This is a genomic window from Pseudomonas sp. P5_B3 (assembly GCF_056400405.1).
Genome location: NZ_JBFULI010000002.1, coordinates 225,959 through 251,626, shown reverse-complemented (window position 1 = coordinate 251,626; position 25,668 = coordinate 225,959). Strand labels below are relative to the sequence as shown.

Sequence of the window (25,668 nt, the reverse complement as noted above, 5' to 3'; positions counted from 1 at the left end):
TTTGCAAGGGCGGTTTTTTCATACCGTACACCGTGCAGACCCTTTAACTGGCCGTTGGTTTTTTGATCTGTTTTCGGCGAGGGTTGCTCGTGATTGTTAGTCCCTGTAACGCACCAAAATTGTCTGCCAAACGGTTACGCAGCGCCCTGGTAGCGGGCTCTGCATTGCTCTGCCTGCTCAGCGCCGGCCAGCTTTGGGCATTTAGTCTGGATGATGTATCGGCCAAGGCAAAAGAGCTGGCCGGGCAGAAATACGAAGCGCCGCGCAGTAACCTGCCGAACGAGTTCCGCGACATGAAATTCGCGGACTATCAGAAAATTCGCTTTTTGACGGAAAAAGCCGAATGGGCTGATCAGAAGACGCCGTTCAAGCTGTCCTTCTATCACCAGGGCATGCATTTCGATACGCCGGTGAAAATCAACGAAATCACTGCGAACACCGTCGAAGAGATCAAATACGACCCGAGTCGTTTCGATTTCGGCGACATGCAGTTCGATCCCAAGGCCACTGAACAACTGGGTTATGCCGGTTTCCGTGTGCTGTACCCGATCAACAAGGCCGACAAGCAAGACGAAATCATGACCATGCTCGGCGCGAGCTACTTCCGCGTCGTCGGCAAGGGTCACGTCTATGGCTTGTCCGCTCGCGGCATGGCGCTTGATACCGCGTTGCCGTCCGGCGAAGAATTCCCGCGCTTTCGCGAGTTCTGGATTCAGCAGCCCAAGCCAGGCGACAAGCACCTGGTGATCTTCGCCCTGCTGGATTCGCCACGTGCCACCGGCGCCTATCGCCTTATTTTGCGTCCGGGCAGCGATACCATCGTCGACGTCAAGGCGCAGATGTTCCTGCGTGACAAGGTCGGCAAGCTGGGTATCGCCCCGTTGACCAGCATGTACCTGTTCGGCGCCAACCAGCCGTCGAAAGTACTGAACTACCGTCGCGAGCTGCACGACTCCAGCGGTCTGGCGATCCATGCCGGCAACGGCGAGTGGATCTGGCGTCCGCTGAACAACCCGAAACACCTGGCCGTGAGCAACTTCAGCGTGGAAAACCCGCGCGGATTCGGTCTGCTGCAACGTGGCCGTGACTTCAGCCACTACGAAGACCTCGACGATCGCTACGACAAGCGCCCAAGCGCCTGGATCGAGCCGAAGGGTGACTGGGGCAAGGGCACGGTCGACCTGGTCGAGATTCCGACCGCCGACGAAACCAACGACAACATCGTTGCCTTCTGGAACCCGGAAAAATTGCCGGAACCTGGCCAGCCGCTCGATGTCGCTTATCGTATGCACTGGACCATGGACGAAGAGACGATTCACGCGCCGGACAGCGCCTGGGTCAAACAGACCCTGCGTTCCACCGGTGACGTCAAACAGTCCAACCTGATTCGTCAGCCGGACGGCAGCGTTGCCTATCTGGTGGACTTCGAAGGCCCGTCTCTGGCGGCATTGCCGGCAGATGCGGAAGTTCGCAGCCAGGTCAGCATCGGCGACAACGCCGAACTGGTGGAAAACAGCGTGCGCTACAACCCTGAAACCAAGGGCTGGCGCCTGACCCTGCGGATGAAGATCAAGGATCCGGGCAAGGCCACTGAAATGCGTGCTGCACTGGTGCAGAATATTGTGCCGGCGGACCTGGCCAAGACTTCGATCCCGTCGTCGAACTCGTCGGTTGCCAAGGCCGACAAGGTTGCCGCCAAGCAACAAGAGAAAGCGGACAAGGAAGCCAAGCAAGCGGAGGCCAAGCAGTCTGAAGCGAAGCCTGCTGCAGAGGCCAAGGACAAGGCCAATAAAGACGCCAAGCAGCCTGCCGCTGCCGACGCGGCCCCAGCCACACCGGAATCGGCCCCGACTGAAGAAGTCCTGACCGAAACCTGGAGCTATCAGTTGCCTGCCGATGAGTAACTCTCAAGTACGGCCAGAAACTCTCTCCGAGTATCTGGCGCATCTGCCGATGACCGACGAGCAGCGCGCGGAACTCGCGGGCTGCCAGTCTTTCAGCGAATTGCACGAACGCCTGTCGTCATCGACGTTCGATGCCCCGACCGAAGCCGCCCAGGCTTCGGTCGGCAAACGCCTGACCCTGAGCACCGCCGAGGAGCTGCAGGACGCGGAAATGCTGGCGCTCGACGCCAACGGCCGGGTCTGCCTCAAGGCGACCCCGCCGATCCGGCGGACCAAGGTCGTGCCGGAGCCGTGGCGCACCAACATTCTGGTGCGTGGCTGGCGCCGGATGACCGGTCGAACCAACCCGCCGAAGCCGCCGAAGGACGAACGGGTGTTGCCTGCCGCGCGCTGGCGCACCGTGGGTTCGATCCGTCGCTACATTCTGTTGCTGCTGATGCTCGGCCAGACCATCGTTGCCGGCTGGTACATGAAAGGCATCATGCCGTACCAGGGCTGGTCGTTCGTCGACCTCAACGAAGTGCTGCACCAACCGCTGCTGCAAACCGCCACGCAAGTGCTGCCGTATGCGTTGCAGACCAGCATCCTGATCCTGTTCGGGATTCTGTTCTGCTGGGTATCGGCCGGTTTCTGGACCGCACTGATGGGCTTCCTCGAATTGCTGACCGGCCACGATAAATACCGTATCTCCGGTAAAAGTGCCGGCAACGAGCCGATTCCCAAGGATGCGCGCACCGCCCTGGTGATGCCGATCTGCAACGAAGACGTGCCACGGGTATTCGCCGGTTTGCGCGCGACTTTCGAGTCGGTCGCGGCCACGGGTGACCTGGACCGCTTCGACTTCTTCGTCCTCAGCGACAGTAACGACGCCGATATCTGTGTCGCCGAGCAACAGGCCTGGCTGGATGTCTGCCGTGAAGCCGGGGGCTTCGGCAAGATCTTCTATCGCCGCCGTCGTCGTCGCGTAAAACGTAAAAGCGGCAACCTCGATGACTTCTGCCGTCGTTGGGGCGGTGACTACAAGTACATGGTCGTACTCGACGCCGACTCGGTGATGAGCGGCGAGTGCCTGACCAGTCTGGTGCGCCTGATGGAAGCCACGCCGGACGCCGGGATTATCCAGACCGCGCCACGTGCGTCAGGCATGGATACCCTGTATGCGCGCATGCAGCAGTTCGCCACTCGTGTGTACGGCCCGCTGTTCACCGCCGGTCTGCACTTCTGGCAGTTGGGCGAGTCGCACTACTGGGGCCACAACGCGATCATCCGCATGAAGCCGTTCATCGACCACTGCGCCCTGGCGCCGTTGCCCGGTACAGGCGCGTTCTCCGGCTCGATCCTGTCCCACGACTTCGTTGAGGCCGCGCTGATGCGCCGTGCCGGTTGGGGTGTGTGGATTGCCTACGACTTGCCGGGCAGCTACGAAGAACTGCCGCCAAACCTGTTGGACGAACTCAAGCGAGACCGTCGCTGGTGCCACGGCAACCTGATGAACTTCCGCCTGTTCCTGGTCAAGGGCATGCACCCGGTGCACCGTGCGGTGTTCCTGACCGGTGTGATGTCTTACCTGTCGGCGCCGTTGTGGTTCTTCTTCCTGGTGCTGTCGACCGCGCTGCTGGCGGTCAACACGCTGATGGAGCCGCAGTACTTCCTCGAACCGCGTCAGCTTTATCCGCTGTGGCCACAATGGCACCCGGACAAAGCGATTGCGCTGTTCTCGACCACTATCGTGCTGCTGTTCCTGCCGAAGCTGTTGAGCATCATCCTGATCTGGGCCAAGGGCGCGAAAGAGTTTGGCGGCAAATTCAAGGTGACCCTGTCGATGCTGCTGGAGATGCTGTTCTCCATGCTGCTGGCGCCGGTGCGGATGATCTTCCACACCCGCTTCGTCCTCGCCGCGTTCCTCGGCTGGGCCGCGACCTGGAACTCGCCGCAACGTGACGACGACTCCACGCCGTGGAGCGAAGCGGTCAAGCGCCACGGCCCGCAAACCCTTCTGGGCTTCTTCTGGGCCATGCTGGTGATCTGGCTGAACCCGAGCTTCCTGTGGTGGCTGGTGCCGATTGTCGGTTCTTTGATGCTGTCGATCCCGGTGTCGGTGATTTCCAGCCGCGTCGGTTTGGGCCTCAAGTCCCGCGACGAGAGCCTGTTCCTGATCCCTGAGGAATACAATCCGCCGCAGGCCTTGCTGGCCACCGACCAGTACACCCACGAAAACCGCTGGCATGCGCTGAACGACGGCTTCGTCCGTTCGGTGGTCGATCCACAGCAGAACGCCCTGGCGTGCTCGCTGGCGACTTCCCGTCACCGTCAGGCCGAGCCGATCGAATGGCTGCGGATCGAGCGGGTGCGGCACGCGATGAAGGTTGGACCTGAAGGTCTGACCAACAACGAACGTGTGCAGCTGTTGAGCGACCCGGTGGCTTTGGCCCGCCTGCATGAGCAGGTCTGGAGCGAAGGGCACCCAGAGTGGCTGGACGCCTGGCGCAAGTCGGTCAAGGCCGATCCCCATGCGCCGTTGCTGCCGCTCAAGCCGATGAGCGAACAGCCTCAGTTGGCATAATAAAAAAACCCGCGAAAGCGGGTTTTTTTTTGACGGCGATGACCAGTGTGAGACAGCGGGCGCAGGCGTTCTTGCGTCAGGCTCCCTAATTGCGGCGACCTGTAGGCCGCCATCGCGGGCAAGCCCGCTCCCACAAGGTTGTGTACAACGCAATTCCCTGTAGGAGCGGGCTTGCCCGCGACGGCATCACCTCAAATCTTGAATCTGCCCACCAGCATCTGCAAATGTGTACCCAGTCGCGCCAGTTCAACACTGGAGGCTGCGGTCTCCTCACTGGCTGCCGACGTCTGATCCGACACATCCCGTACGTTCAGCACGCTGCGGTTGATCTCTTCGGCCACGGCGCTCTGCTGCTCGGCGGCAGCGGCGATCTGCTGGTTCATCGCCTGAATCGCCGAGACGGTGCGGGTGATGCTTTCCAGTGAGCCGCCGGCGCGGCGGGTCAGTTCGACGCTGCTGTCGGTCAGGTTGCGGCTGTTGTCCATGATGGTCGCCACTTGCTGCGTGCCGCTTTGCAGGCCGACGATCAGCTCTTCGATCTCTTCGGTGGACTTCTGGGTGCGCTGGGCCAGGCTGCGGACTTCGTCTGCCACCACGGCAAAACCACGCCCGGCTTCACCGGCGCGGGCGGCTTCAATCGCCGCGTTGAGCGCCAGCAGGTTGGTTTGCTGGGCCACGGATTTGATCACGTCGAGCACGCTGCCGATCTTGTCGCTTTCGCGCTTGAGATGACCCATGGCTTCGGTGGAGTTGCCGACTTCGACGGCCAGGCGCTCGATCTGGGCGATGGCTTCGCCGACCACTTTGTCGCCTTCGCGGGCCTGCTGGTCAGCAGCGACTGCTGCTTCGGATGCTTCTTCAGCGTTGCGCGCGACTTCCTGAACGGTGGCGGTCATTTCGTTCATGGCAGTGGCGACCTGATCGGTCTCGACTTTCTGGCTGTTGACCCCGGCGCTGGTCTGCTCGGTGACGGCGGACAGCTCTTCGGCGGCGCTGGCGATTTGCGTGACGCCATCGCTGATGCCGCCGATCAGTTCGCGCAGACCCTGGGTCATGCTCTGCATGGCACGCTGCAACTGGCCGAGTTCGTCGCGGCGCTGCGACGTCAGGTTGTGGGTCAGGTCACCACTGGCGACGCGTTCGGCGACAGCCAGGGTCTGATTCAACGGAATGATGATCTGTCGGGTGATCGCCCAGGCGGCCAGCAGCCCGAAAGCAATGGCCAGCACAGTGGCGAGGGTCAGCATGTTCTTGGCGTGGGCGGCATCGGTGTCGCGCACGACGGTTTGCGAGACGGTGAGTTTCTGGCTCATGTCCAGCAGGATCTCGCCTTGGGCGGACATGCGTACCAGGGCCTTGGCACTGGCCACCTGGGAGTCGCGGAACTGGCTGACCGCGGCGCGGTAGGCCTTCAGCGAATCAGTCGCCTGTTTCAGGTTGGCGATGTGTTCTTCAGGCAGTTTGGCCGGCAGGCTCTCGAGGTTCTTCAGGGCGTTGTCGATCGCGTCGAGGGCTGGCTGTTCGGCCTCGCTCTTGCCGCTGTAGGTGTAGCCGCGCACCTGGAAACGCGCCTGCTGGATCAGTTTGCTCAGGTCGATCACGCTGTTGAACGCCGCCACGCTGTCGCCTTGCAGCACGGATTTTTCCACTTCGGCGACGCGGGCCACGGCGTTGTCGGCGGTGGCGCCGAGTTTGCTGCGGGCGTCTTCACGCTGGGCGCCGGCCTGGGTCATGTCGCTGAAGGCACGGCGGTATTCGGCGACAGCGGCCAGTTGTTGATCGACCATGGCCGTATCAGCCGGTTGCTCGATCAGGCCGCGAGCGGTCTGCAGGCCGCTTTCGAGTTTGCCCAACAGATCGTTGACGGCGCCGGGACCTTGTTCGCCGCGACGCATCTCGTAATCCAGGCGAGCGATGCGCAGGTCCTTGGTCAGGTCGTTGAGACTGGCGATGAACCCCAGTTTATCGCCACGGCTGGTAACGCCGCTCAGGCCGCTCCAGCCGGTGAAGGTGATCAGCAGGGTCAGTAACAGCACCAGGCCGAAGCCGATCCCCAGCTTGCGTTTGACGCTGACGTTTCCCAGATTCTCGGCTAGCCATTGGTACATGCTGGAACTCCCCGGACCACATTTTGGTTTTATGGGGGGTGTATCGGCAGGGGCGCGAGGTTCTGTAGGCGCTGCCCGATGTATGGGCAAGTGAGTTTCCGGGGCAGATGATGAATTTGTGGGAGCGAGCTTGCTCGCGATGACGGTGTGTCTGCCACTGCAATGGCGGCTGGTAAATCGCCATCGCGAGCAAGCTCGCTCCCACAGGGGGATTGTGTCTGGTTTAGAAGAGTCGGGCCAGCAGCGCGGTCACGGCGGTTTCGACGCGCAGGATGCGCTCGCCCAGTTGCACCGGTTGCAGGCCGGATTTGCCCAGCAGGTCGATCTCGTAGGGAATCCAGCCACCCTCGGGGCCGATGGCCAGGGTCACCGGTTCGCTGAGTGCGCGAGGGCAGGGCGGGTAATTGCCCGGATGCCCCACCAGGCCGAGGGTGCCTTCGGTGATCGCCGGTAAACGGTCTTCGACGAAGGGTTTGAAGCGCTTCTCGATGACGACTTCCGGCAGCACGCTGTCCCGTGCCTGTTCGAGGCCGAGGATCAACTGCTCGCGAATCGCCTCGGGCTCCAGGAACGGCGTCTGCCAGAAGCTCTTCTCGACGCGATAGCTGTTGACCAGCACGATCCGTGGCACACCCATGGCCGCCACGGTCTGAAACACCCTGCGCAGCATCTTGGGCCGTGGCAGAGCCAATACCAGGGTCAATGGCAGCTTGGCCGGTGGCGGCTGGTCGAGGGTGACGCGCAATTCCGCCTCGTCGGCGTCCAGGCGCAGCACTTCTGCCGAGCCCATCAGCCCGCCGATCCGCCCGACGCGCATGCTGTCGCCCACTTCACAGCGGTGGACTTCCTGCATGTGCGTCAACCGGCGATCACGCAGGATCACCCGGTCGGCCGCAATGAAGTCGGCCTCGATGAGCAGCAGCAGGTTCACGGTTGAGTCGCTGGCGGCTGGTCGTTGTTGTCGTCAGCCGGCTGGTCGTCCGGGTGCTCGCCACGCTTGCTGATCAGGCTGCCAAACAGGATGCCGATCTCGAACAACAGCCACATCGGCACGGCCAGCAAGGTCTGCGAGAAGATGTCCGGCGGCGTCAGGATCATGCCGACCACGAAGCAGCCGATGATCACGTACGGGCGGATTTTCTTCAGGTATTTGACGTCGACCACACCGATCCACACCAGCAGCACCACGGCTACCGGGATTTCGAACGCCACGCCAAAGGCAAAGAACAGCGTCATGACGAAATCGAGGTAGCTGGTGATGTCGGTCATCATTTCCACGCCGGCCGGAGTGGCGGAGGCGAAGAACTTGAAGATCAGCGGGAACACCAGGAAATAGGCGAAGGCCATGCCGGCGTAGAACAAAAAGATGCTGGAGACCAGCAAGGGCACGGCAATGCGTTTTTCATGCTTGTACAGGCCGGGGGCGATGAAACCCCAGATCTGATGCAGGATCACCGGAATCGCCAGGAACAGCGAGACCATCATCGTCAGTTTCAGTGGCGTGAGGAACGGCGACGACACGTCGGTGGCAATCATCGTCGCGCCGGCTGGCAAGTACTGGCGCAGCGGTGTGGAGACGAAGGTGTAGATCTGCTGGGTGAAAGCAAACAGGCCGGCGAAGATGATGAAAATCGCCGCTACGCAGCGCAGCAGTCGGGTACGCAACTCGGTGAGGTGCGAAACCAGCGGCATGTGCTGGTCGTTTTCGGGAAGGTCGCTCATGGGGCTCGCGGCGGCAGTGTTGGGTCATGAGGGGCCGGCGCAACGGGCGCAGCCGCAGGTGTAACGGGTTCAACCGGAGTGGCTGCAACAACGGGTGCAGGTTCTGCCGTTGCAGCAGGTGCTGCGACGCTAGCGGCGGGAGCCTGAATCGTTTGCTCTCCCACATGCTCCACCGGCGTCGGCTCCTGCTGGGTCGGCGTGAAGATTTTCCGCGCCTCCTGCTCAAGCGACAGGATGTGCTCGTTGTGCAGTTGCCGACGAATCTCGTCGGCACCGATTTCACGTTCAACTTCCTGTTTGATCGCGTTGAAGCTGCGCTTCAGGCGCCCGACCCACAGGCCAGCGGTGCGCGCAGCGCCCGGCAAGCGCTCGGGGCCCAGCACCAGCAGGGCGACGAGGCCGACGAGCAGCAGTTCAGAGAAGCTGATACCAAACATTAGTCAGTGCTCACACGTCTTTGCGGATCGGCTCTTCGACTTTCTGTGCCTGCACGTCGATGGTGTGCGGCTGGTTCACCGAGGCCTGTGGCTGTACCGGTGGCACTGGTTGGGCCGGGTTCGCATTCGGGTCAGCCGGTTTTTCGTCGTCGTTCATGGCTTTCTTGAAACCCTTGATCGATTCGCCGACGTCGGTGCCGAGGTTTTTCAGTTTCTTGGTGCCGAACACCAGTACCACGACAACCAGGATGACGATCCAGTGTTTCCAGTCAAAAATGCCCATGCTGCTGCTCCTCTCTAATAGTTATTCAGGCGGACGGGCGCGAGGCTTTCTCGGCGTGTCCGGAGAGACCGAAGCGACGGTCCAGTTCATCGAGTACAGCCTGTGGATGCTGCCCCAATTGGGCGAGCATGACCATGCTGTGGAACCACAAATCGGCGGTTTCGTAGATCACATCGCTGCAGTCGCCGCTGATGGCGGCATCCTTGGCGGCAATGATGGTTTCGACCGACTCTTCGCCGACTTTTTCCAGAATTTTGTTCAAGCCCTTGTGATACAGGCTGGCGACATACGAGCTGTCGGCGGCGGCGCCTTTGCGCTCTTCCAGTACTTCGGCCAGACGGGTCAGTGTGTCACTCATGTGTATGCCCTGCGGAGTAGATTGCGTGCGGATCTTTGAGCACCGGGTCGACCGTTGTCCAGTCTCCGTTTTCAAAGACGCGGTAGAAGCAGCTCTGGCGGCCGGTATGGCAGGCAATGTCGCCGATCTGCTCGACCATCAGGATGATGACGTCGGCGTCGCAGTCCAGGCGCATCTCGTGCAGGGTTTGCACATGGCCGGACTCTTCGCCCTTGCGCCACAGCTTGCCACGGGAGCGCGACCAGTAAATGGCGCGGTTCTCGGCAGCGGTCAGCTCCAGTGCTTCGCGGTTCATCCAGGCCATCATCAGGACGCGCCCGGTCTTGTGATCCTGGGCAATCGCCGGCACCAGGCCGTCCGCGTCCCACTTGATCTCGTCCAGCCAATTCTTCATCTACGACTCCGATACGGGCCCGCACTTCAGTAATCGGGGGCCTACGTTCAATGCAGCGTCCAAACAGTGTGCCAGCGTGTTGCGCGACTGGCTATCGGCGAACGACCAGATACAAACCGACGGCCATCATGATGCCGGCCGGCCAGTAAGCCAACTGGTTCAGCGGCCCGCCAGCAGCGAGGATCGCGCCACCGGCCAGATGGGCCGTACCGAGCAGGCGCAGGAACCAGTCGTCACGGCGTCGATGCCACGCTGGCGGCGGGTTGAGGGCATGGGGTTGGGACATGCGTTCGAGCAGGTCGCGGGCCATGTTGGCCAGGTGCGGGATCTGTTCGACCTGGCTGTGCACGTTGCCGAGCAGGGCTTTGGGGCTGACCCGCTCGCGCATCCAGCGTTCGAGGAACGGCTGCGCGGTGTTCCACAGGTCGAGCTCCGGGTACAGCTGGCGGCCCAGGCCTTCGATGTTCAGCAGGGTCTTCTGCAGCAGCACGAGCTGTGGCTGCACTTCCATGTTGAAGCGTCGCGCGGTCTGGAACAGGCGCATCAGCACCTGGCCGAAGGAAATATCCTTCAGTGGTTTTTCGAAGATCGGCTCGCACACCGTGCGGATCGCTGCTTCGAATTCGTTGAGTTTGGTTTCTGCCGGCACCCAGCCCGAATCGATGTGCAACTGCGCCACGCGACGGTAATCGCGCTTGAAGAAGGCGAACAGGTTGCGCGCCAGGTAATCCTGGTCTTCCGGGGTCAGGCTGCCGACGATGCCGCAGTCGATGGCGATGTACTGCGGGCTCCACGGATTCACGGTGCTGACGAAAATATTGCCCGGGTGCATGTCGGCGTGGAAAAAGCTGTCGCGGAACACCTGGGTGAAGAAAATCTCCACGCCACGCTCGGCGAGCATTTTCATGTCGGTACGCTGGTCGGCCAGGGTCGCCAGATCGGTAACCTGAATGCCGTAGATGCGTTCCATTACCAGCACTTTCGGCCGACACCAGTCCCAATGGACTTGCGGCACGTACAGCAGCGGCGAGCCGTCGAAATTGCGCTTCAACTGGCTGGCGTTGGCCGCTTCGCGCAGCAGGTCGAGTTCGTCGTAGATGGTTTTTTCGTAATCGCTGACCACGTCCACCGGGTGTAGCAGGCGCGCATCGGCCGAGAGTTTTTCGGCGGCGCGAGCGAGGATGAACAGCCACGCCAGGTCCTGGGCGATCACCGGTTTGAGGCCGGGGCGGATCACCTTGACCACCACTTCTTCACCGGTTTTCAGTTGCGCGGCATGCACCTGCGCCACTGAGGCCGAGGCCAGCGGCTCGACGTCGAAACGGCTGAAGACTTCGCTGATTTTCTTGCCGAGTTGTTCTTCGATCAGCTTGACCGACACTTGCGAGTCGAACGGCGGAACGCGGTCCTGCAGCTTCATCAGTTCGTCGGCGATATCTTCGGGCAACAGGTCGCGGCGGGTGGACAGGATCTGCCCGAACTTGATGAAAATCGGCCCCAGGTCCTGCAATGCCAGGCGCAAGCGCGCGCCACGGCTCAGGTCCAGGGTCTTGCGCGGGAACCAGCGCCACGGCAGGGCATAACGCAGCGCCCGCAGGAACCAGGGCAGTGGCAGGGCGAACAGCAGGTCATCGAGGCGGTAGCGGATCACGACGCGCTGGATGCGCAACAAACGGCGGACGGCAAGCAGCTTCATGCGTTATCGCTTGGGTCGAGGGATCGGGAAAGGCGCTCGAAACGCGCCTCGAGACGTTCCAGATCGAGCTTGATCTGGTCCAGTTCACTGAATCGGGCTTCGGCTTCGCGCTGACCGACCAGGGTGCGCGACTCTTCGGCCAGGTATTCGCCCAGGTTCTGGCCCAGGCTGGCAAAGCCTTGCTGATACCAGCGGGCGCGGCTGCGCAGGTGACCGCCGACCAGTTGCGTGGCCACAGGGCCCAGCACGCGTGCGAGTTCGTACTCCCAGTCCAGCTCCAGGTCCTGGAGGATCGCCGCCAGTTCCAGCAGCACGCCGCTGTCCCCGTCGAGTTCGACTTCAGGGCTGTGCAGGGTCGAGGTCTTGTCCTTGCTCGTGGCCAGTTTCAGCAGGCTCGAAGCCGGTGCACGCAGGGTACAGTCGGCGCCGGTTTCCCACTGGGAGGCGAGCATCAGGCCTTCGTCGCTGGGCAGGATGAACAGTTGCAGCGCCGGGCTGCGGCAATCGACGGCAATCACTTTGCCGGTCAAATGCGCCAGCCGCGGCAGCGCCGTGCTGTCGAGACGCAGCACCCGGTTCAGGCCGAGTTCAACGCTGGCGAGCAGGCCGGCGAGCAGCATCAGGGCTTGATGCCGCGGTGCAGGGCGACGATGCCTGCGGTCATGTTGTGATAGGTCACACGGTCGAAACCGGCCTCGACCATCATCGACTTCAGGGTTTCCTGATTCGGGTGCATGCGGATCGATTCGGCCAGGTAGCGATAGCTTTCCGAGTCGTTGGTGATCAGCTTGCCCATCAGCGGCATGAAGGCGAACGAGTAGGCGTCGTAGGCCTTGGACATCAACGCGTTGGTCGGCTTGGAGAACTCCAGAACCAACAAACGGCCGCCAGGCTTGAGCACGCGCAGCATCGAGCGCAGGGCATCTTCCTTGTGGGTCACGTTGCGCAGGCCGAAGGCGATGGTCACGCAGTCGAAATGGTTGTCCGGGAACGGCAGTTTTTCCGCATCGGCCTGGACGAATTCAACGTTGCCGGCCACGCCGAGGTCCAGCAGGCGGTCACGACCGACCTTGAGCATGGACTCGTTGATGTCGGCCAACACGACCTGGCCGGTCGGGCCTACCAGATGCGAGAACTTGCGGGTCAGGTCGCCGGTACCGCCGGCGATATCCAGCACGCGGTTGCCGGTGCGCACGCCCGACAGTTCGATCGCGAAACGCTTCCACAAACGGTGCATGCCGCCCGACAGAAGGTCGTTCATCAGGTCGTACTTGGCGGCTACCGAATGGAAAACCTCAGCGACTTTTTCCGCTTTCTGGCTTTCCGGAACGTTTTTGAAGCCGAAGTGAGTGGTGGGTTCGGCATCGCTGCCTTTGCGCTGATCAGTCATATCGCTGTCACCAAAAGAGAATGCGCGACATTCTAATCCCCAAGCCATGCTTTGTCTTGGCAAGGCTGAAGGTAAGATGGGCAACCATCGGGACGTTTTGACGCAGCAGAGGTCAAGATGCCTCGGGAAAGCATCCATAAAGCAGGAGTCATTTGATGGCCCGTATTAGTGTTGAACGTGCCCATGGCCTGGGTAAGGAAGCGGCTCGCGAGAAGGCCGACAAGCTGGCGCAGAAACTTTCCGATCAGTATGGCCTGGAGCCGCAGTGGTCCGGCGACACCCTGAACCTCAAGCGCTCGGGTGTGAAGGGCGCGGTGCATGTCGCCGAGGATTCGATTCGCGTCGAAGTGGAACTGGGCCTGATGATGTCGGCCATGAGCGGCATGATCAAAGCGGAAATCGAAAAGGCGCTGGATAAGGTCCTGGTCTGATTCCCGATTGAAATCGCATCCCTTGTAGGAGTGAGCCTGCTCGCGATGACGGAATGTCAGCCAACATCAATGTTGACTGGTTAGCCGCCATCGCGAGCAGGCTCACTCCTACATTTTTTATGTGGCGTGCCCGACGGTTTATGTCATTTGTTAGGGTGCCGTTTCTAATTTTTCTCCCTACTTTGTGCCAGTGCCCGACACTTATCCGGGCGGTTCCTCAAACCTTCTGCGCGTGAGGTGCACCATGGCCAAAGCCATTTTGAAGAAAAAAACCGACGCATCGACCGGCACGCTGAGCGACGTCAAATCCTATGCCCGCAAGATCTGGCTGGCAGGCCTGGGTGCCTACGCCAAGGTCGGTCAAGAGGGTAGCGAATACTTTCAAGAGCTGATCAAGGCTGGTCAGGTTGTTGAAAAGAAAGGCAAAAAGGTAGTCGCCGAGAAACTGGAAGCGGCCAATGCCGAAATCGATGAAGCCAAGAGTGAAGTCAGCACTTTCAAAGGCCGCGTCGAAGTTCAACTCGACAAGGTCGAGAAGGCGTTCGATACGCGTGTCGCAAGTGCCTTGAATCGTATCGGCATTCCGTCTAAACATGACGTTGAGACACTCTCTGCTAAGCTCGATGAGCTGACGGCATTGCTCGAACGTGTCGCGCGTAAATCTTAAGGAGAACGGGATGGCTGTTAAAAAGAAAACCGAAAAAGAAGGCAGCTCGTGGATCGGGAAGGTTGAAGAATACTCTCGAAAAATCTGGCTGGCTGGTTTAGGCGTGTACTCGAAGATCGACACTGACGGCAGCAAACTCTTCGATACATTGGTTAAGGACGGCGAGAAAGCCGAGAAGCTCACCAAGAGCGCTGTTGGCAAGACAGTCGACGCCGCCAAGGACTCTGCTTCCTCGGCCAAGTCGCGCATCAGCGGCGTGAAAGATCGCGCACTGGGCAAGTGGGATGAGCTGGAAGGCGCTTTCGACAAGCGTCTGAACAGTGCCATTTCTCGTCTGGGCGTACCGAGCCGCAATGAAGTGAAGGCACTGCACAGCAAGGTCGAGACCCTGACCAAGCAGATCGAAAAACTGACCGGTGCCAAGGTTGCGCCTGTTGCGGCGAAAACCGCTGCAGCCAAACCTGCTGCCAAGCCGGCCGCAAAAACCGCAGCCAAGCCACTGGCAAAAGCGGCGGCCAAGCCTGCTGCTAAAACCGCTGCTGCAAAACCTGCAGCGGCGAAGCCAGCAGCCAAGCCAGCCGCTAAACCGGCTGCCAAGCCTGCGGCTAAAACGGCTGCAGCAAAACCAGCTGTTGCCAAGCCAGCGGCCAAACCCGCTGCGGCGAAAAAACCTGCAGTGAAAAAGCCGGCAGCTCCAAAAGCCGCCGCGCCAAAACCAGCAGTGGCAGCTGCCAAACCGGCGACCCCGGCAGCTCCGGTCAGCGCATCGAACTCCGCTGCCGCGCCGACCCCTGCTGTCACCCCGACTGTCGCGCCAACTCCATCGACGCCAACCAGTCAGTCCTGATTCTCAGGGCTCAAGAAAACGCCCGGCCTGTAAAGGTCGGGCGTTTTTGTTTGTGCGCGAATCTCTGAGCGACACAAGCCCACTGTGGGAGCGAGCTTGCTCGCGATGGCGGTGGATCAACCAACATCAATGTTGGATGTGATGGCCTCATCGCGAGCAAGCTCGCTCCCACAGGGTTCGTTGTGGCCAGAGTTATTCGTGGTCTTTCAGATACTCCAGCGCCATCTGTTCGGTCGCAGCCTTCATCGACGGCAGCAAGTGTGGCGCCACCAGCATCATGATCTGGTAAACCACCAGCCGCACCTCGCCTTCGCGATCGAGAATCCGCTGGTAATCCAGTGAGAACAGCAGGGTCAGGGTGATCTGCTCCACCAGTTGCCCCAATGCCTGGGTATCGCTGACCAGCAGCCCTTGCGCCTGTAATCGTGCCAGCAGCGACGCTAGTGTGCGCTTGAGTGCATTGAGCAGATTGCGAATGCCCTTGGCCAGTTTCGGCAGGCGTCCGGCGAGGTTCGACAGATCCTGGAACAGGAACCGGTAGTGGGACAGGCGCTCGACGATCAGGTGCAGGAACAGCCAGTAATCTTCGGGTGCCAGTTCGACATCGGCCGGTGGATCGAGCAAGGGCGCCAGTTCGCCCTGAAAGCGCTCGAACAGCCCGAGAATCAGCGGTTCTTTGCCGTGGAAGTGGTAGTAGAGGTTGCCCGGGCTGATGCCCATTTCATTGGCAACTTCCATGGTGGAGACATTCGGTTCGCCCTTTTGATTGAACAATTGCAGGGCACATTCGAGGATCCGGTCGCGGGTTTTCATCCAGTCTTCTTAATGATCGGGTCTTGCCACGGCCGGCGGAGGCCGCGGCGCGTTGAACGTCAGCGCACGCGCACGTAAGTACCGGGTGCTGCCTCCATCGGTGGGTAGTTCTGGTTGCCGAGCGCCATGTGGGTTTCCTTCTGCGCGCCGGAGCGTTCCTGAATCCAGCCCAGCCATTGGGTCCACCAACTGCCGTCGACACGCTTGGCGTCGTAGTACCAGGCCCGTGGGTCGCTGCTCAGTTTGCCGTTCTCGACGAAGTTGGCTTTCGGATTGCTCGGCGGGTTGAGGATGCTCTGCACATGACCGCTGTTGGACAGCACGAAGCGCCGCTCGCCACCGAGCAACAGCGTCGAGCGATACACCGCATCCCACGGCGTGATGTGATCGTTGATGCCGGCGACGCTGAAGCTGTCGATGGTGACCTTCTGTAAATCGATCGGCGTGCCACACACTTCCAGCCCGCCCGGGTGAGTCAGCGGGTTGTGCTTGAAGAAGTCCAGCAGGTCGCCATGCAGGGCCGCAGGCAGACGTGTGTTGTCGTTGTTCCAGTAGAGGATGTCGAACGCCGGTGGCTCCTTGCCCAACAGGTAGTTGTTGACGAAGTAGCCCCAGATCAAGTCATTGGGGCGCATCCAGGCGAAGACCTTGGCCATGTCGCGGCCGTCCAGCACACCTTTTTGATAGGAGCGGCGCTTGGCTGCCTCCAGAGTCTGTTCGTCGACGAACAGCGAAACGGGGCTGTCCAGTTGGCTGTCGAGCAGGCTCACCAGATAAGTCGCGCTGGACACCCTGCGCAACTGCCGCTTGGCCTGCAAGTGACCCTGCAGCGCGGCAATGGTCAGCCCGCCGGCGCAGGCGCCCATCAGGTTGACCTCGCGTGCGCCGGTGATCGCCCGGCAGACATTCATGGCCTCTTCCACGGCTTCCACGTAAGTCGAGAGCCCCCATTCGCGGTGACGCACATCCGGGTTGCGCCAGCTGATCATGAAGGTTTGCAGGCCGTTTTTGAGGGCGTACTGGACGAAGCTGTTGTGGGGGCTGAGGTCGAAGATGTAGTACTTGTTGATTTGCGGCGGCACCACCAGCAGGGGCTTGGAATACTGCTTTTCGCTCATCGGCTTGTACTGGATCAACTCCAGCAGTTCGTTGCGAAACACCACGGCACCAGTGGTGGTGGCGACCGTCTTGCCGATCTCGAACGCTTGCTTGGTGACTTGTCGGGGCAGGCCATCGTTATGCAGCAGGTCGTCCACCAAATGGCTGATGCCACGCACCAGACTGTTACCGCCTGAATTGAAAAGTTCCTTGACCGCCAGTGGATTGAGCAGGGTGTTGGAGGGCGATACGGCGTCGTTGAGCAAGGCGAAAGCGAAGTGGGCGCGGGCGCGGTCGTCCGGGCTCATGTTGCTCTCGTCGATCCAGCTTTTGACCTGCTTCTGCCAACTCAAATAGGCCTGCAGGCTACGGCGATAAAATGGGTTGAGGCTCCACGCCGGGTCGGCGAAGCGAGCGTCTTGCGGGTTGGTCGGGTGCAGGGTTTCACCCAGCAGCACACGGCCAAGCTGACCGCCAAGTTTGAGGGCATGTCGGGCACTGTGTACCGGATTGCGCAAGCCATGGGCGGCCACGCTGCGCAGGGTCGACAACAGATCCCGGCCGCGCAGGCCGGTAATCGCACTCTGTGCATTGATGAACGCGGCGGGATTCGGTAAGGAATCCCTCGCTGGTTTCTCGCGCATGAGTCAACACTCCTTCGTCTTCAGGCTAAAAACAAATACATCGAACCAGAACACCATAGACGCTGTAACGGGTTGTTGCGCGGCGCGGCGTCCTGCCGACCGTTGATGCAGCGGTTTAGCCGCCCAATGGCGCCGGACGCGGATGCATCACCGCGCGCTGGCGCTCCTCTTCCAGGAATTTCATGATGATCGGGGCCACCGCTTCGGCCCGGGTAATCAGGAACAAATGCCCGTCATCGATGATGTGCAACTGGGCGTTGGGAATCCGCCAGGCCAGCAAGCGCATGTTGACTAGCGGGATCAGTGGGTCATCGTCGCCGGCCAGTACCAGGGTCGGCTGGCGGATCTTGTGCAGCCAGTGAATGCTGGTCCAGCCGAGGCCGGCGAACAGCTGCCAGTAGTAACCGAGCTTGCCCGCTGAACGAACCTTGGCTGCATGGCTGGCGGCCAGCGTCGGGTCGCGACGGAACGCACCACCGTAGATCATCGGTGCAATGCGGATCACGTGGGATGGCTGGATGTAACGTCGCGGGCTGGCCATCATCCACAGCACTTTCGGTTTGCCCGGCACCATCACCGCACCCGCCGCCGTTGCGGCCAGCACGAGTTTCTTGCAGCGCTCCGGATAGTCGTAGGCGAACTGTTGGGCCAGGGCGCCACCCCAGGACACGCCGATGACGTTGACCTGCCCGTAGTCGAGATAGTCGAGCATCCGCGCCGTGAGTTTCGCCAGGCTCGGAAAACGGTACGGCCGGTTCGGTGTCGACGAACCACCGACACCGGGTACGTCGAAGGCGATGACTTCCAGGTCCGGATCCAGAGCCGCGATGAACGGGAACACCAGCTCCAGGTTGGCGCCAATGCCGTTGAAAATCAGCAGGGGCGTCAAGTGAGGCTTGCCGGGGCGTACCGCCGTGCGGAGCGTCTGGCCATCCAGATCGACGGTACGGAATATGAAGGGTTGCGGCATGCTTCAGGCCCTGTGGGTCGCTTTCTCAAATTCATCCCCGCCCCCTGTGGGAGCGAGCTTGCTCGCGATAGCGGAGTGTCAGTCAGCGCAAATGCCAAACCTGCCACCGTCATCGCGAGCAAGCTCGCTCCCACAGGGGTGGGGCGGGTGTGTCAGTTACCGCTCATGCACATAGGTGCCTGGCGCCGCTTCACCCGCTGGATAGGCCTTGTTGCCCAATTTCAGCGGAGCTTTTTTCAGGTTGCCCGAACGCTGTGCCTGCCATGCCTGCCAGTGCAGCCACCAGGAGTCGGCATGTTTGGTCGACTCTTCCTGCCAGTCATCGGCATTGGCGGGCATTTCGGTGCTGGTCATGTAACGCGATTTCGGATTGCCCGGCGGGTTCAGAATGCTCTGGATGTGCCCGCTGCTGGACAGCACGAATTCAACGTTGCCGCCGAACAGTTGCGCCGATTTGTAGCAGGAACGCCACGGGGTGATGTGGTCGTTCGTGCCAGCCAGCGAGAAGATGTCGGCGGTGACTTTTTTCAGGTCGATCGGCGTGCCGCACACTTCCAGTGCATCGGCACGGGTCAACGGATTACTTTTGAACATCTCGATCAGGTCGCCGTGGAACGCGGCGGGCAATCGGGTGGTGTCGTTGTTCCAGAACAGAATGTCGAACACCGGCGGTTCATTGCCCAACAGGTAGTTGTTGACCCAGTAGTTCCAGATCAGGTCGTTGGGGCGCATCCAGGCGAAGACTTTCGCCATGTCGCGGCCTTCGAGGACGCCGGCCTGGTAGGAGTGACGCTTGGCGGCTTCGAGGGTTTGCTCGTCGACGAACAGGGCCACGTCGCTGTCCAGAGTGGTGTCGAGCACACTGACCAGCAGGGTGAGGGCGTTGACCTTGTTCTCGCCGATTGCCGCGTAGTGGCCCAGCAGCGCGGTGCAGGTGATGCCACCGGAGCAGGCACCGAGCATGTTCACGTCTTTGCTGCCGGTGATCGAGGTGACCACATCAACCGCTTCCTTGAGCGCTTCGATGTAGGTCGACAGGCCCCACTCGCGCTGCTCCTTGGTCGGGTTGCGCCAGCTGACGATGAAGGTCTGCACGTTGTTGCGCAGGCAGAACCGCGCCAGGCTTTTTTCCGGACTCAGGTCGAAAACGTAGAACTTGTTGATTTGCGGCGGCACCACCAGCAGTGGGCGCTCATGCACCTGCTCTGTGATCGGCTTGTACTGGATCAGCTCCAGCACGTCGTTGCGAAAGACCACCGCGCCCTCGGTCACGCCAAGGGTCTTGCCGACCTCGAAGGCGCCCATGTTGACCTGGCTCGGCATGCCGCCGTTGTGCACCAGGTCCTTGGCCAGGTGTGAGAGACCATCGAGGAGGCTCTTACCGCCGGTTTCGAAGAAGCGCTTGACCGCCGCGGGGTTGGCCGCCGTGTTGGTCGGCGCGAAAGCTTCGGTCATGAGGTTGATCACGAAGTGCCCGCGACTGACATCCTTGGCTGGCAGGTTACTGTCGTCGATCCAGGCGTGGAGTTCCTTGCGCCACGCCAGGTAGGTTTGCAGATAACGTTTGTAGAGCGGGTTCTGGCTCCAGGCCGGATCCGCGAAGCGACGGTCATCGCTGGTCGGTTGCAGCTCGGATTTGCCGAACAGTACGTTCTTGAGTTCGAGGCCGAAATGCGCAACATGCTTCGCGCTGTGCACGGGTTGCCTGATGGCCTGCCTGAGTACCATGCGAGCAGATGCCAGTAGATCCTTTCCACGCAGCCCAACGACAGGATTCAGACCCAGGGTGTTTTCCGAGGCCTGATACTTCAAGTCATCGTTATTCTGTTTACTCATCTACGACGCTCCATTGTCCTGAGACGAGTACCGGGTCCTGCTGTGTAGTCACACAGCCAATGCCAGGTACTACTGCTCGGGGTGACCGTTAATACTGCATCGCTGCTTTTTTAATGCAGAGAGCACTGCAGGGAACTTGCCAGTTCCATTGGTTACCCGAGTTTAATTTTTTTCGCAAGCAGGCCATTCCGCGGCCCTGAAGCGGAGCATTCAAACAGATGAAATTAGAAAATGCCCTCTAATGAGCGAGAGGCTCGGATTAGAGCATCAGCTTGACGATGGATTCGTTCGGGTCGCGGGTTTTTCCGGCGGCTTTGAGCTCGGCCAGATAATCTTCCCAGAGTGCGTCATAACGTCGCCCCAGCTCGTACAGATATTCCCAGGTGAACAGACCACTGTCGTGACCGTCATCGAAGGTCAGTTTCAGTGCGTACTGACCGGCCGGTTCTACCTTGGTCAGGCCGACGTTGATCTTGCCGAATTGCAGGATGGGTTTGCCGTGGCCCTGGACCTCGGCGGAAGGAGAGTGCACGCGCAGGAACTCCGCGGGCAGGGTGTATTCCTCGCCGGACGCGTATTTGAGCGTCAGGGTTTTCGAGGCTTTGTGCAGCTTGATGTCGGTGGGGAGTTGGGTCATGAGCGCCGTTCCGTTGTGGATGGAACCCTGTAGGAGCGAGCCTGCTCGCGATGGTGTGTCAGTCGACATCAATGCAACTGACMSACCATCGCGAGCAGGCTCGCTCCTACAAGTATGGCTTACAGGATATAACGGGACAGGTCTTCGTTCTGCGCCAATTCGCCCAGGTGGCTGTTGACGTAGTCGGCGTCGATCTGGATCACCTTGTCGTCATGGACGCTGGCCAGGTCGCCGGCGCTGAACGACACCTCTTCGAGCAGGCGCTCGAGCAGGGTGTGCAGGCGACGGGCACCGATGTTTTCGGTTTTCTCGTTGACCTGCCAGGCGATCTCCGCGATGCGCTTGATGCCGCTCGGCAGGAACTCGATGCCCAGGCCTTCGGTTTTCAGCAGCGCGCAGTATTGCTCGGTGAGCGAGGCGTGCGGTTCGCTGAGGATGCGTTCGAAGTCTTCCGGGGTCAGGGCCTTGAGTTCGACACGAATCGGCAGGCGGCCTTGCAGCTCGGGCACCAGGTCGCTTGGCTTGCTCAGGTGGAACGCACCGGAAGCAATGAACAGGATGTGGTCGGTCTTGACCATGCCCAGCTTGGTGTTGACGGTGCAGCCTTCGATCAGTGGCAGCAGGTCACGCTGCACGCCTTCGCGGGACACATCGACGCCACCGGAATTGCCACGCTTGGCGACCTTGTCGATTTCGTCGATGAACACGATGCCGTGCTGCTCGACCGCTTCCAGGGCCTTGGCCTTCAACTCTTCATCGTTGACCAGGCGGCTGGCTTCTTCGTCGCGCACCAGCTTGAGCGCTTCTTTGACCTTGAGCTTGCGGGCTTTCTTCTTGGCCTTGCCCATGTTGGCAAACAGGCTCTGCAACTGGTTGGTCATTTCTTCCATGCCCGGTGGCGCGGAGATGTCGACGCCGGCCATTTCGGCGACTTCGATTTCGATCTCCTTGTCGTCCAGCTGACCTTCGCGCAGGCGCTTGCGGAACAACTGACGGGTGTTGGAGTCGGCAGTCGGGGCGTCGTCACTACTGAAGCCCATGCGTGCTGGTGGCAGCAGTGCGTCGAGGATACGCTCTTCTGCGGCGTCTTCGGCGCGGTGGCGAACCTTGACGATTTCCTGTTCGCGCAGCAGCTTGATCGCGGCGTCGGCCAGGTCACGAATGATCGATTCGACGTCACGGCCGACATAGCCGACTTCGGTGAATTTTGTCGCTTCGACCTTGATGAACGGCGCATTGGCCAGTTTTGCCAGGCGACGGGCGATCTCGGTTTTGCCGACACCGGTCGGGCCGATCATCAGGATGTTCTTTGGCGTTACTTCAACACGCAGCTCTTCAGGCAGCTGCATGCGGCGCCAGCGGTTGCGCAGGGCAATGGCGACGGCGCGCTTGGCATCGTCCTGGCCGATGATGTGGCGGTTGAGTTCGTGGACGATTTCACGGGGAGTCATGGACATAGTATTTAGCGGACCTCAAGCAAGAATGAGCCGTGGCGCGATGGCCAACACGGGCTTACTCGGCGCAGTCCTGCTCCTCAATGGTCTGAGTGTGATTGGTGAATACGCAGATGTCGGCGGCGATGCCGAGAGCGGTTTCGACGATTTCCCGGGCCGACAGATCGGTTTTCTTCAGCAGCGCGCTGGCAGCAGCCTGGGCGTAACCACCGCCGGAACCCATGGCGATCAGGCCTTCTTCGGGTTCAACCACATCGCCGTTACCGGTGATGATCAGGGAGGCGTCTTTGTTGGCGACCGCGAGCATGGCTTCAAGGCGGCTCAGGGAGCGGTCGGTGCGCCATTCTTTGGCGAGTTCGACGGCGGCGCGCACCAGGTGGCCCTGATGTTTCTCAAGCTGGCCTTCGAAGCGTTCGAAGAGGGTAAAGGCGTCAGCGGTGGCACCGGCAAAACCGGCGATGACCTGGCCGTGGTACAGGCGGCGAACTTTTTTCGCGTTGCCTTTCATCACGGTATTACCAAGGGAAACCTGGCCGTCGCCGCCCATGACGACTTTGCCGTGGCGGCGAACTGAAACGATGGTGGTCAAGGGAAGAGTCTCCACGCAGCGGGGCGAAAATGCCTTATGCCCATTCATATGGGGGTGCTGGAGAGGATTTCAACTGCGGGGCGAGGCGAGGGACGAATGGTGTGAATCGAGTTCTGGATATAGTGCCCTTTCAGGCGCATTCGCTGGCAAGCCAGCTCCTACAGGGTTTGTCGAATATTCTGTAGGAGCTGGCTTTCCAGCGAAGAACGATGACGCGGTGGTCCTGACGGGATCAGCGGCTCTGGCGTTGTTGTAACAGCAAGTTGCTAAAGCCTGCGCCGGCCAGTTGTTTCTGCGCCGTGGTCAGTTGTTCGCGGTTACTGAACGGACCGACCAGCACCCGATACCAGGTTTCATCCTTCACCGTGCCCGATTCAACCGCCACGGCCTGACCCAGCAGGATGATCTGCGCCCGAACCTTGTCCGCATCAGTCTCTTTGCGGAACGAACCGGCCTGCAGGAAAAACTTCGTCACAGGCGCAGCCTTGACCGGAGGCGCTGGTGGCGGCGTGATTCCGGCCAGGGCTGCCTGGGCGCGAGCCGTGTCGATCTTCGCCGCTTCGGCCGGGGTGACCGGCGTGGTCGGGATGGCTGGCACTTGCGGCGTCGGCAGGGTTTTTTCCGGCACGGCATCCGGCGGCACGATGACTTCCGATTCCGGCAGCAAGGTGTAGAAGTCGTACTTTGGCTTCACCGGTTGCGTCGGGCTCGGCGGGGTCTTGTTGGCCTCGGCGATCTTGCTGGCTTTCTGCTGTTGCTGTTGTTCGACCTTTTCACGCTTGACCGTGTCGCTGCCCTTGCCCGGCTCCAGCTTCATCAGAAATACGATGAAGGCGCCGACCGTCAGGCCGATGGCCATCCACAACCAACCCGGGATCGGTTGCTTTGCAGGAGCTTGGTAACGGCTGGCGCCACGTTTGGGTGCAGGTTTTTTCTTGGCAGCCAACTTACATACGCTCCAGAGTTTCCAGGCCCAAGAGTTCCAGGCCTTGCTTGAGAGTGCGTCCGGTCAGCGCGGCGAGGCGCAGGCGGCTCTGCATTTGTGCCGGGGTATCGGCGGCGAGGATCGGGCAGTTCTCGTAGAAGCTGGAGAACAGGCCGGCGACGTCGTACAGGTAAGTGCAAAGGATGTGCGGGGTGCCTTTTTCGGACACGTTGTTCAGGATTTCACCGAACTGCGCAAGTTTCGCCGCCAGTTCGTGTTCGTGCGCCGCTTCCAGAACGATCTGGCCGTCGACTTCGCTGAAGTCCTTGCCGAGCTTGCGGAACACGCCGGCCACGCGGGTGTAGGCGTACAGCAGGTACGGCGCGGTGTTGCCTTCGAAATTGAGCATCAGGTCGAAGTTGAAGCTGTAGTCACTGGTGCGGTGCTTGGACAGGTCGGCGTATTTCACTGCGCCGATGCCCACCACTTTGGCGATGTTGCGCAGCTCGGCTTCGGCAAGTGTAGGGTTCTTGTCCTTGACCAGGGTGTAGGCGCGTTCCTGGGCTTCGGTCAGCAGGTCGATCAGCTTCACGGTGCCGCCATCACGGGTCTTGAACGGACGGCCGTCAGCGCCGTTCATGGTGCCGAAGCCCATGTGCTCCATTTCCATCGGATGGGTCACGAAACCGGCCTTGCGTGCCACGGCGAACACTTGCTGGAAGTGCAGGGCCTGGCGCTGGTCGACGAAGTACAGTGCGCGATCGGCCTTGAGCTTGCCGCTGCGGTAGCGCACGGCCGCCAGGTCGGTGGTGGCGTAGAGGTAACCGCCGTCGGCCTTGACGATGATCACCGGCAGCGGGTCGCCGTCGGCGTTCTTGAACTCGTCGAGGAACACGCACTGGGCGCCGTTGCTCTCGACCAGCATGCCTGCGGCCTTCAAGTCGTTGACCACGTTGATCAGGTCGTCGTTGTAGGCACTTTCGCCCATCACGTCGGCCATGGTCAGTTTGACGTTGAGCAGTTCGTAGATCTTCTGGCAGTGGGACAGCGAGATGTCCTTGAACCTGGTCCACAGTGCCAGGCAATCGGCGTCGCCAGCCTGCAACTTGACCACCAGGCCACGGGCGCGGTCGGCGAACTCTGCGGATTCGTCGAAGCGTTGCTTGGCGGCGCGGTAGAAGTTCTCCAGGTCCGACAGCTCGTCGCTGGTGATCGGGTTTTCCTGCAGGTAAGCCATCAGCATGCCGAACTGGGTGCCCCAGTCGCCGACGTGGTTCTGACGGATCACGGTGTCGCCGAGGAATTCCAGCACGCGGGCCACACCGTCGCCGATGATGGTCGAGCGCAGGTGGCCGACGTGCATCTCTTTGGCCAGGTTCGGTGCCGACAGGTCAACCACGGTGCGCTGCACCGGGCCGGCCTTGCGCACGCCGATGTGGGCGTCGGCCAGGGCGGCGTCCAGGCGGGTCGCCAGGGCGTCGGTGTTCTGGAAGAAGTTCAGGAAGCCCGGGCCGGCGATTTCGGTCTTGGCGACGTTTTCGTCAGCCGGCAGCGCAGCGATGATTTTTTCCGCCAGATCGCGGGGCTTCATGCCGGCCGGCTTGGCCAGCATCATGGCGATGTTGCTGGCGAAGTCGCCGTTCTTCTTGTCGCGGGAGTTTTCCACCTGGATCGCCGGCGACAGGCCTTCAGGCAACACACCTTCGTTGACGAGTTGGGTGATGGCTTGTTGGATCAGCTGGCGAATGGTGTCTTTCATGGTCTTCTCTTTCGACCGCAGGCGCGGCGGCGCATCATGCGCTGGTGGAAAAACTGGGCATTATCCGTTGCGAAGACGGGCTTGCCAACCTTAGCAGGCAGGATGTGGATGTGTGGTGACAATTCGTCCGCCATCGCGATTTA

At 60.8% G+C, this 25,668-nt stretch carries 24 protein-coding genes and 1 pseudogene; 5 read left to right on the top strand and 20 right to left on the bottom strand.

Annotated elements, in window-relative coordinates; all coding sequences use genetic code 11:
- Positions 1-89 precede the first annotated feature (89 nt).
- Both AC1DRN_RS02350 and mdoH read left to right on the top strand, forming a co-directional pair.
- Positions 90-1,904 (top strand): glucan biosynthesis protein G, encoded by a 1,815-nt coding sequence (locus tag AC1DRN_RS02350; protein WP_317851110.1) that lies wholly within the window; start codon positions 90-92, stop codon positions 1,902-1,904.
- Positions 1,897-4,467: a glucans biosynthesis glucosyltransferase MdoH gene (gene mdoH, locus AC1DRN_RS02345; protein ID WP_223457799.1), complete on the top strand. Its 2,571-nt coding sequence runs from the start codon at positions 1,897-1,899 to the stop codon at positions 4,465-4,467. The genes AC1DRN_RS02350 and mdoH overlap by 8 nt, the downstream gene beginning before the upstream one ends.
- 191 nt (positions 4,468-4,658) lie before the next feature.
- On the opposite strand, the gene AC1DRN_RS02340 is transcribed toward mdoH, so the two are convergent.
- The 11 genes and pseudogenes from AC1DRN_RS02340 to ubiE form a co-directional block, all read right to left on the bottom strand.
- Positions 4,659-5,372, bottom strand: coding sequence for a methyl-accepting chemotaxis protein (locus AC1DRN_RS02340; protein WP_411740692.1), 714 nt, complete (start codon positions 5,370-5,372; stop codon positions 4,659-4,661).
- A 141-nt stretch (positions 5,373-5,513) separates the two neighbouring features.
- Positions 5,514-6,575: pseudogene (locus tag AC1DRN_RS02335) on the bottom strand (methyl-accepting chemotaxis protein); the annotation flags it as partial.
- A 223-nt stretch (positions 6,576-6,798) separates the two neighbouring features.
- Positions 6,799-7,506 (bottom strand): 16S rRNA (uracil(1498)-N(3))-methyltransferase, encoded by a 708-nt coding sequence (locus AC1DRN_RS02330; RefSeq protein ID WP_223457795.1) that lies wholly within the window; start codon positions 7,504-7,506, stop codon positions 6,799-6,801.
- Positions 7,503-8,297, bottom strand: coding sequence for a twin-arginine translocase subunit TatC (tatC, locus tag AC1DRN_RS02325; protein WP_223457793.1), 795 nt, complete (start codon positions 8,295-8,297; stop codon positions 7,503-7,505). Before tatC ends, AC1DRN_RS02330 begins: the two co-directional genes overlap by 4 nt.
- Positions 8,294-8,734 (bottom strand): Sec-independent protein translocase protein TatB, encoded by a 441-nt coding sequence (gene tatB / locus AC1DRN_RS02320; protein WP_223457790.1) that lies wholly within the window; start codon positions 8,732-8,734, stop codon positions 8,294-8,296. The genes tatC and tatB overlap by 4 nt, the downstream gene beginning before the upstream one ends.
- 10 nt (positions 8,735-8,744) lie before the next feature.
- A complete protein-coding gene (locus AC1DRN_RS02315) occupies positions 8,745-9,017 on the bottom strand; it encodes a twin-arginine translocase TatA/TatE family subunit (RefSeq protein ID WP_108216223.1) in 273 nt (90 codons plus the stop codon).
- A 25-nt stretch (positions 9,018-9,042) separates the two neighbouring features.
- On the bottom strand, positions 9,043-9,375 hold the full coding sequence (locus tag AC1DRN_RS02310) for a phosphoribosyl-ATP diphosphatase (protein ID WP_008047820.1): 333 nt from the start codon (positions 9,373-9,375) through the stop codon (positions 9,043-9,045).
- Complete coding sequence (gene hisI / locus AC1DRN_RS02305; protein ID WP_150796910.1) at positions 9,368-9,769, bottom strand: phosphoribosyl-AMP cyclohydrolase; 402 nt, start codon at positions 9,767-9,769, stop codon at positions 9,368-9,370. Before hisI ends, AC1DRN_RS02310 begins: the two co-directional genes overlap by 8 nt.
- Positions 9,770-9,860: 91 nt before the next feature.
- A complete protein-coding gene (gene ubiB / locus AC1DRN_RS02300; RefSeq protein ID WP_223457788.1) occupies positions 9,861-11,465 on the bottom strand; it encodes a ubiquinone biosynthesis regulatory protein kinase UbiB in 1,605 nt (534 codons plus the stop codon).
- Entirely contained in the window at positions 11,462-12,085 is a 624-nt protein-coding gene (locus AC1DRN_RS02295; RefSeq protein ID WP_223457786.1) for a ubiquinone biosynthesis accessory factor UbiJ, read from the bottom strand. Before AC1DRN_RS02295 ends, ubiB begins: the two co-directional genes overlap by 4 nt.
- Positions 12,085-12,855 carry a bifunctional demethylmenaquinone methyltransferase/2-methoxy-6-polyprenyl-1,4-benzoquinol methylase UbiE gene (ubiE, locus tag AC1DRN_RS02290; protein ID WP_007989286.1) on the bottom strand — a complete coding sequence of 257 codons (771 nt, stop codon included), beginning with the start codon at positions 12,853-12,855 and terminating at the stop codon, positions 12,085-12,087. The genes AC1DRN_RS02295 and ubiE overlap by 1 nt, the downstream gene beginning before the upstream one ends.
- A gap of 155 nt (positions 12,856-13,010) precedes the next feature.
- Between ubiE and AC1DRN_RS02285 the strand changes: the two genes are divergently transcribed.
- From AC1DRN_RS02285 to AC1DRN_RS02275, 3 genes are all read left to right on the top strand, one after another.
- Complete coding sequence (locus tag AC1DRN_RS02285; RefSeq protein WP_108216228.1) at positions 13,011-13,286, top strand: polyhydroxyalkanoic acid system family protein; 276 nt, start codon at positions 13,011-13,013, stop codon at positions 13,284-13,286.
- 244 nt (positions 13,287-13,530) lie between these two features.
- A complete protein-coding gene (locus AC1DRN_RS02280) occupies positions 13,531-13,953 on the top strand; it encodes a phasin family protein (protein WP_223457784.1) in 423 nt (140 codons plus the stop codon).
- Between the two features lie 10 nt (positions 13,954-13,963).
- A complete protein-coding gene (locus AC1DRN_RS02275) occupies positions 13,964-14,800 on the top strand; it encodes a phasin family protein (protein ID WP_223457783.1) in 837 nt (278 codons plus the stop codon).
- Positions 14,801-14,992: 192 nt separating this feature from the next.
- On the opposite strand, the gene AC1DRN_RS02270 is transcribed toward AC1DRN_RS02275, so the two are convergent.
- From AC1DRN_RS02270 to argS, 9 genes are all read right to left on the bottom strand, one after another.
- Positions 14,993-15,613 (bottom strand): TetR/AcrR family transcriptional regulator, encoded by a 621-nt coding sequence (locus AC1DRN_RS02270; protein ID WP_223457781.1) that lies wholly within the window; start codon positions 15,611-15,613, stop codon positions 14,993-14,995.
- A 59-nt stretch (positions 15,614-15,672) separates the two neighbouring features.
- Entirely contained in the window at positions 15,673-17,355 is a 1,683-nt protein-coding gene (gene phaC / locus AC1DRN_RS02265; protein ID WP_223457779.1) for a class II poly(R)-hydroxyalkanoic acid synthase, read from the bottom strand.
- 115 nt (positions 17,356-17,470) lie between these two features.
- Complete coding sequence (gene phaZ, locus AC1DRN_RS02260) at positions 17,471-18,325, bottom strand: poly(3-hydroxyalkanoate) depolymerase (protein WP_008047834.1); 855 nt, start codon at positions 18,323-18,325, stop codon at positions 17,471-17,473.
- 156 nt (positions 18,326-18,481) lie between these two features.
- Complete coding sequence (gene phaC, locus AC1DRN_RS02255) at positions 18,482-20,161, bottom strand: class II poly(R)-hydroxyalkanoic acid synthase (protein WP_223457778.1); 1,680 nt, start codon at positions 20,159-20,161, stop codon at positions 18,482-18,484.
- Between the two features lie 259 nt (positions 20,162-20,420).
- Positions 20,421-20,798, bottom strand: coding sequence for a gamma-butyrobetaine hydroxylase family protein (locus AC1DRN_RS02250; protein WP_096513806.1), 378 nt, complete (start codon positions 20,796-20,798; stop codon positions 20,421-20,423).
- Between the two features lie 119 nt (positions 20,799-20,917).
- On the bottom strand, positions 20,918-22,255 hold the full coding sequence (hslU, locus tag AC1DRN_RS02245) for an HslU--HslV peptidase ATPase subunit (RefSeq protein ID WP_223457777.1): 1,338 nt from the start codon (positions 22,253-22,255) through the stop codon (positions 20,918-20,920).
- A gap of 55 nt (positions 22,256-22,310) precedes the next feature.
- Positions 22,311-22,841: an ATP-dependent protease subunit HslV gene (hslV, locus tag AC1DRN_RS02240; protein WP_046031180.1), complete on the bottom strand. Its 531-nt coding sequence runs from the start codon at positions 22,839-22,841 to the stop codon at positions 22,311-22,313.
- A 232-nt stretch (positions 22,842-23,073) separates the two neighbouring features.
- Positions 23,074-23,787 carry an SPOR domain-containing protein gene (locus AC1DRN_RS02235; protein WP_007975583.1) on the bottom strand — a complete coding sequence of 238 codons (714 nt, stop codon included), beginning with the start codon at positions 23,785-23,787 and terminating at the stop codon, positions 23,074-23,076.
- Between the two features lies 1 nt (position 23,788).
- Entirely contained in the window at positions 23,789-25,525 is a 1,737-nt protein-coding gene (gene argS, locus AC1DRN_RS02230) for an arginine--tRNA ligase (protein WP_223457776.1), read from the bottom strand.
- Positions 25,526-25,668 lie beyond the last annotated feature (143 nt).

Bases quoted from the DNA above. Each gene is read 5' to 3' on its own strand.
- AC1DRN_RS02310 (WP_008047820.1), bottom strand. From the start codon at position 9,375: ATGAGTGACACACTGACCCGTCTGGCCGAAGTACTGGAAGAGCGCAAA.
- AC1DRN_RS02280 (WP_223457784.1), top strand. From the start codon at position 13,531: ATGGCCAAAGCCATTTTGAAGAAAAAAACCGACGCATCGACCGGCACG.
- AC1DRN_RS02340 (WP_411740692.1), bottom strand. From the start codon at position 5,372: ATGAACGAAATGACCGCCACCGTTCAGGAAGTCGCGCGCAACGCTGAA.
- hslU (WP_223457777.1), bottom strand. From the start codon at position 22,255: ATGTCCATGACTCCCCGTGAAATCGTCCACGAACTCAACCGCCACATC.
- tatB (WP_223457790.1), bottom strand. From the start codon at position 8,734: ATGTTTGGTATCAGCTTCTCTGAACTGCTGCTCGTCGGCCTCGTCGCC.
- AC1DRN_RS02315 (WP_108216223.1), bottom strand. From the start codon at position 9,017: ATGGGCATTTTTGACTGGAAACACTGGATCGTCATCCTGGTTGTCGTG.
- phaC (WP_223457778.1), bottom strand. From the start codon at position 20,161: ATGAGTAAACAGAATAACGATGACTTGAAGTATCAGGCCTCGGAAAAC.
- AC1DRN_RS02275 (WP_223457783.1), top strand. From the start codon at position 13,964: ATGGCTGTTAAAAAGAAAACCGAAAAAGAAGGCAGCTCGTGGATCGGG.
- AC1DRN_RS02250 (WP_096513806.1), bottom strand. From the start codon at position 20,798: ATGACCCAACTCCCCACCGACATCAAGCTGCACAAAGCCTCGAAAACC.
- mdoH (WP_223457799.1), top strand. From the start codon at position 1,897: ATGAGTAACTCTCAAGTACGGCCAGAAACTCTCTCCGAGTATCTGGCG.
- hisI (WP_150796910.1), bottom strand. From the start codon at position 9,769: ATGAAGAATTGGCTGGACGAGATCAAGTGGGACGCGGACGGCCTGGTG.
- argS (WP_223457776.1), bottom strand. From the start codon at position 25,525: ATGAAAGACACCATTCGCCAGCTGATCCAACAAGCCATCACCCAACTC.
- ubiB (WP_223457788.1), bottom strand. From the start codon at position 11,465: ATGAAGCTGCTTGCCGTCCGCCGTTTGTTGCGCATCCAGCGCGTCGTG.
- phaZ (WP_008047834.1), bottom strand. From the start codon at position 18,325: ATGCCGCAACCCTTCATATTCCGTACCGTCGATCTGGATGGCCAGACG.
- AC1DRN_RS02270 (WP_223457781.1), bottom strand. From the start codon at position 15,613: ATGAAAACCCGCGACCGGATCCTCGAATGTGCCCTGCAATTGTTCAAT.
- ubiE (WP_007989286.1), bottom strand. From the start codon at position 12,855: ATGACTGATCAGCGCAAAGGCAGCGATGCCGAACCCACCACTCACTTC.
- AC1DRN_RS02285 (WP_108216228.1), top strand. From the start codon at position 13,011: ATGGCCCGTATTAGTGTTGAACGTGCCCATGGCCTGGGTAAGGAAGCG.
- phaC (WP_223457779.1), bottom strand. From the start codon at position 17,355: ATGCGCGAGAAACCAGCGAGGGATTCCTTACCGAATCCCGCCGCGTTC.
- AC1DRN_RS02295 (WP_223457786.1), bottom strand. From the start codon at position 12,085: ATGCTGCTCGCCGGCCTGCTCGCCAGCGTTGAACTCGGCCTGAACCGG.
- tatC (WP_223457793.1), bottom strand. From the start codon at position 8,297: ATGAGCGACCTTCCCGAAAACGACCAGCACATGCCGCTGGTTTCGCAC.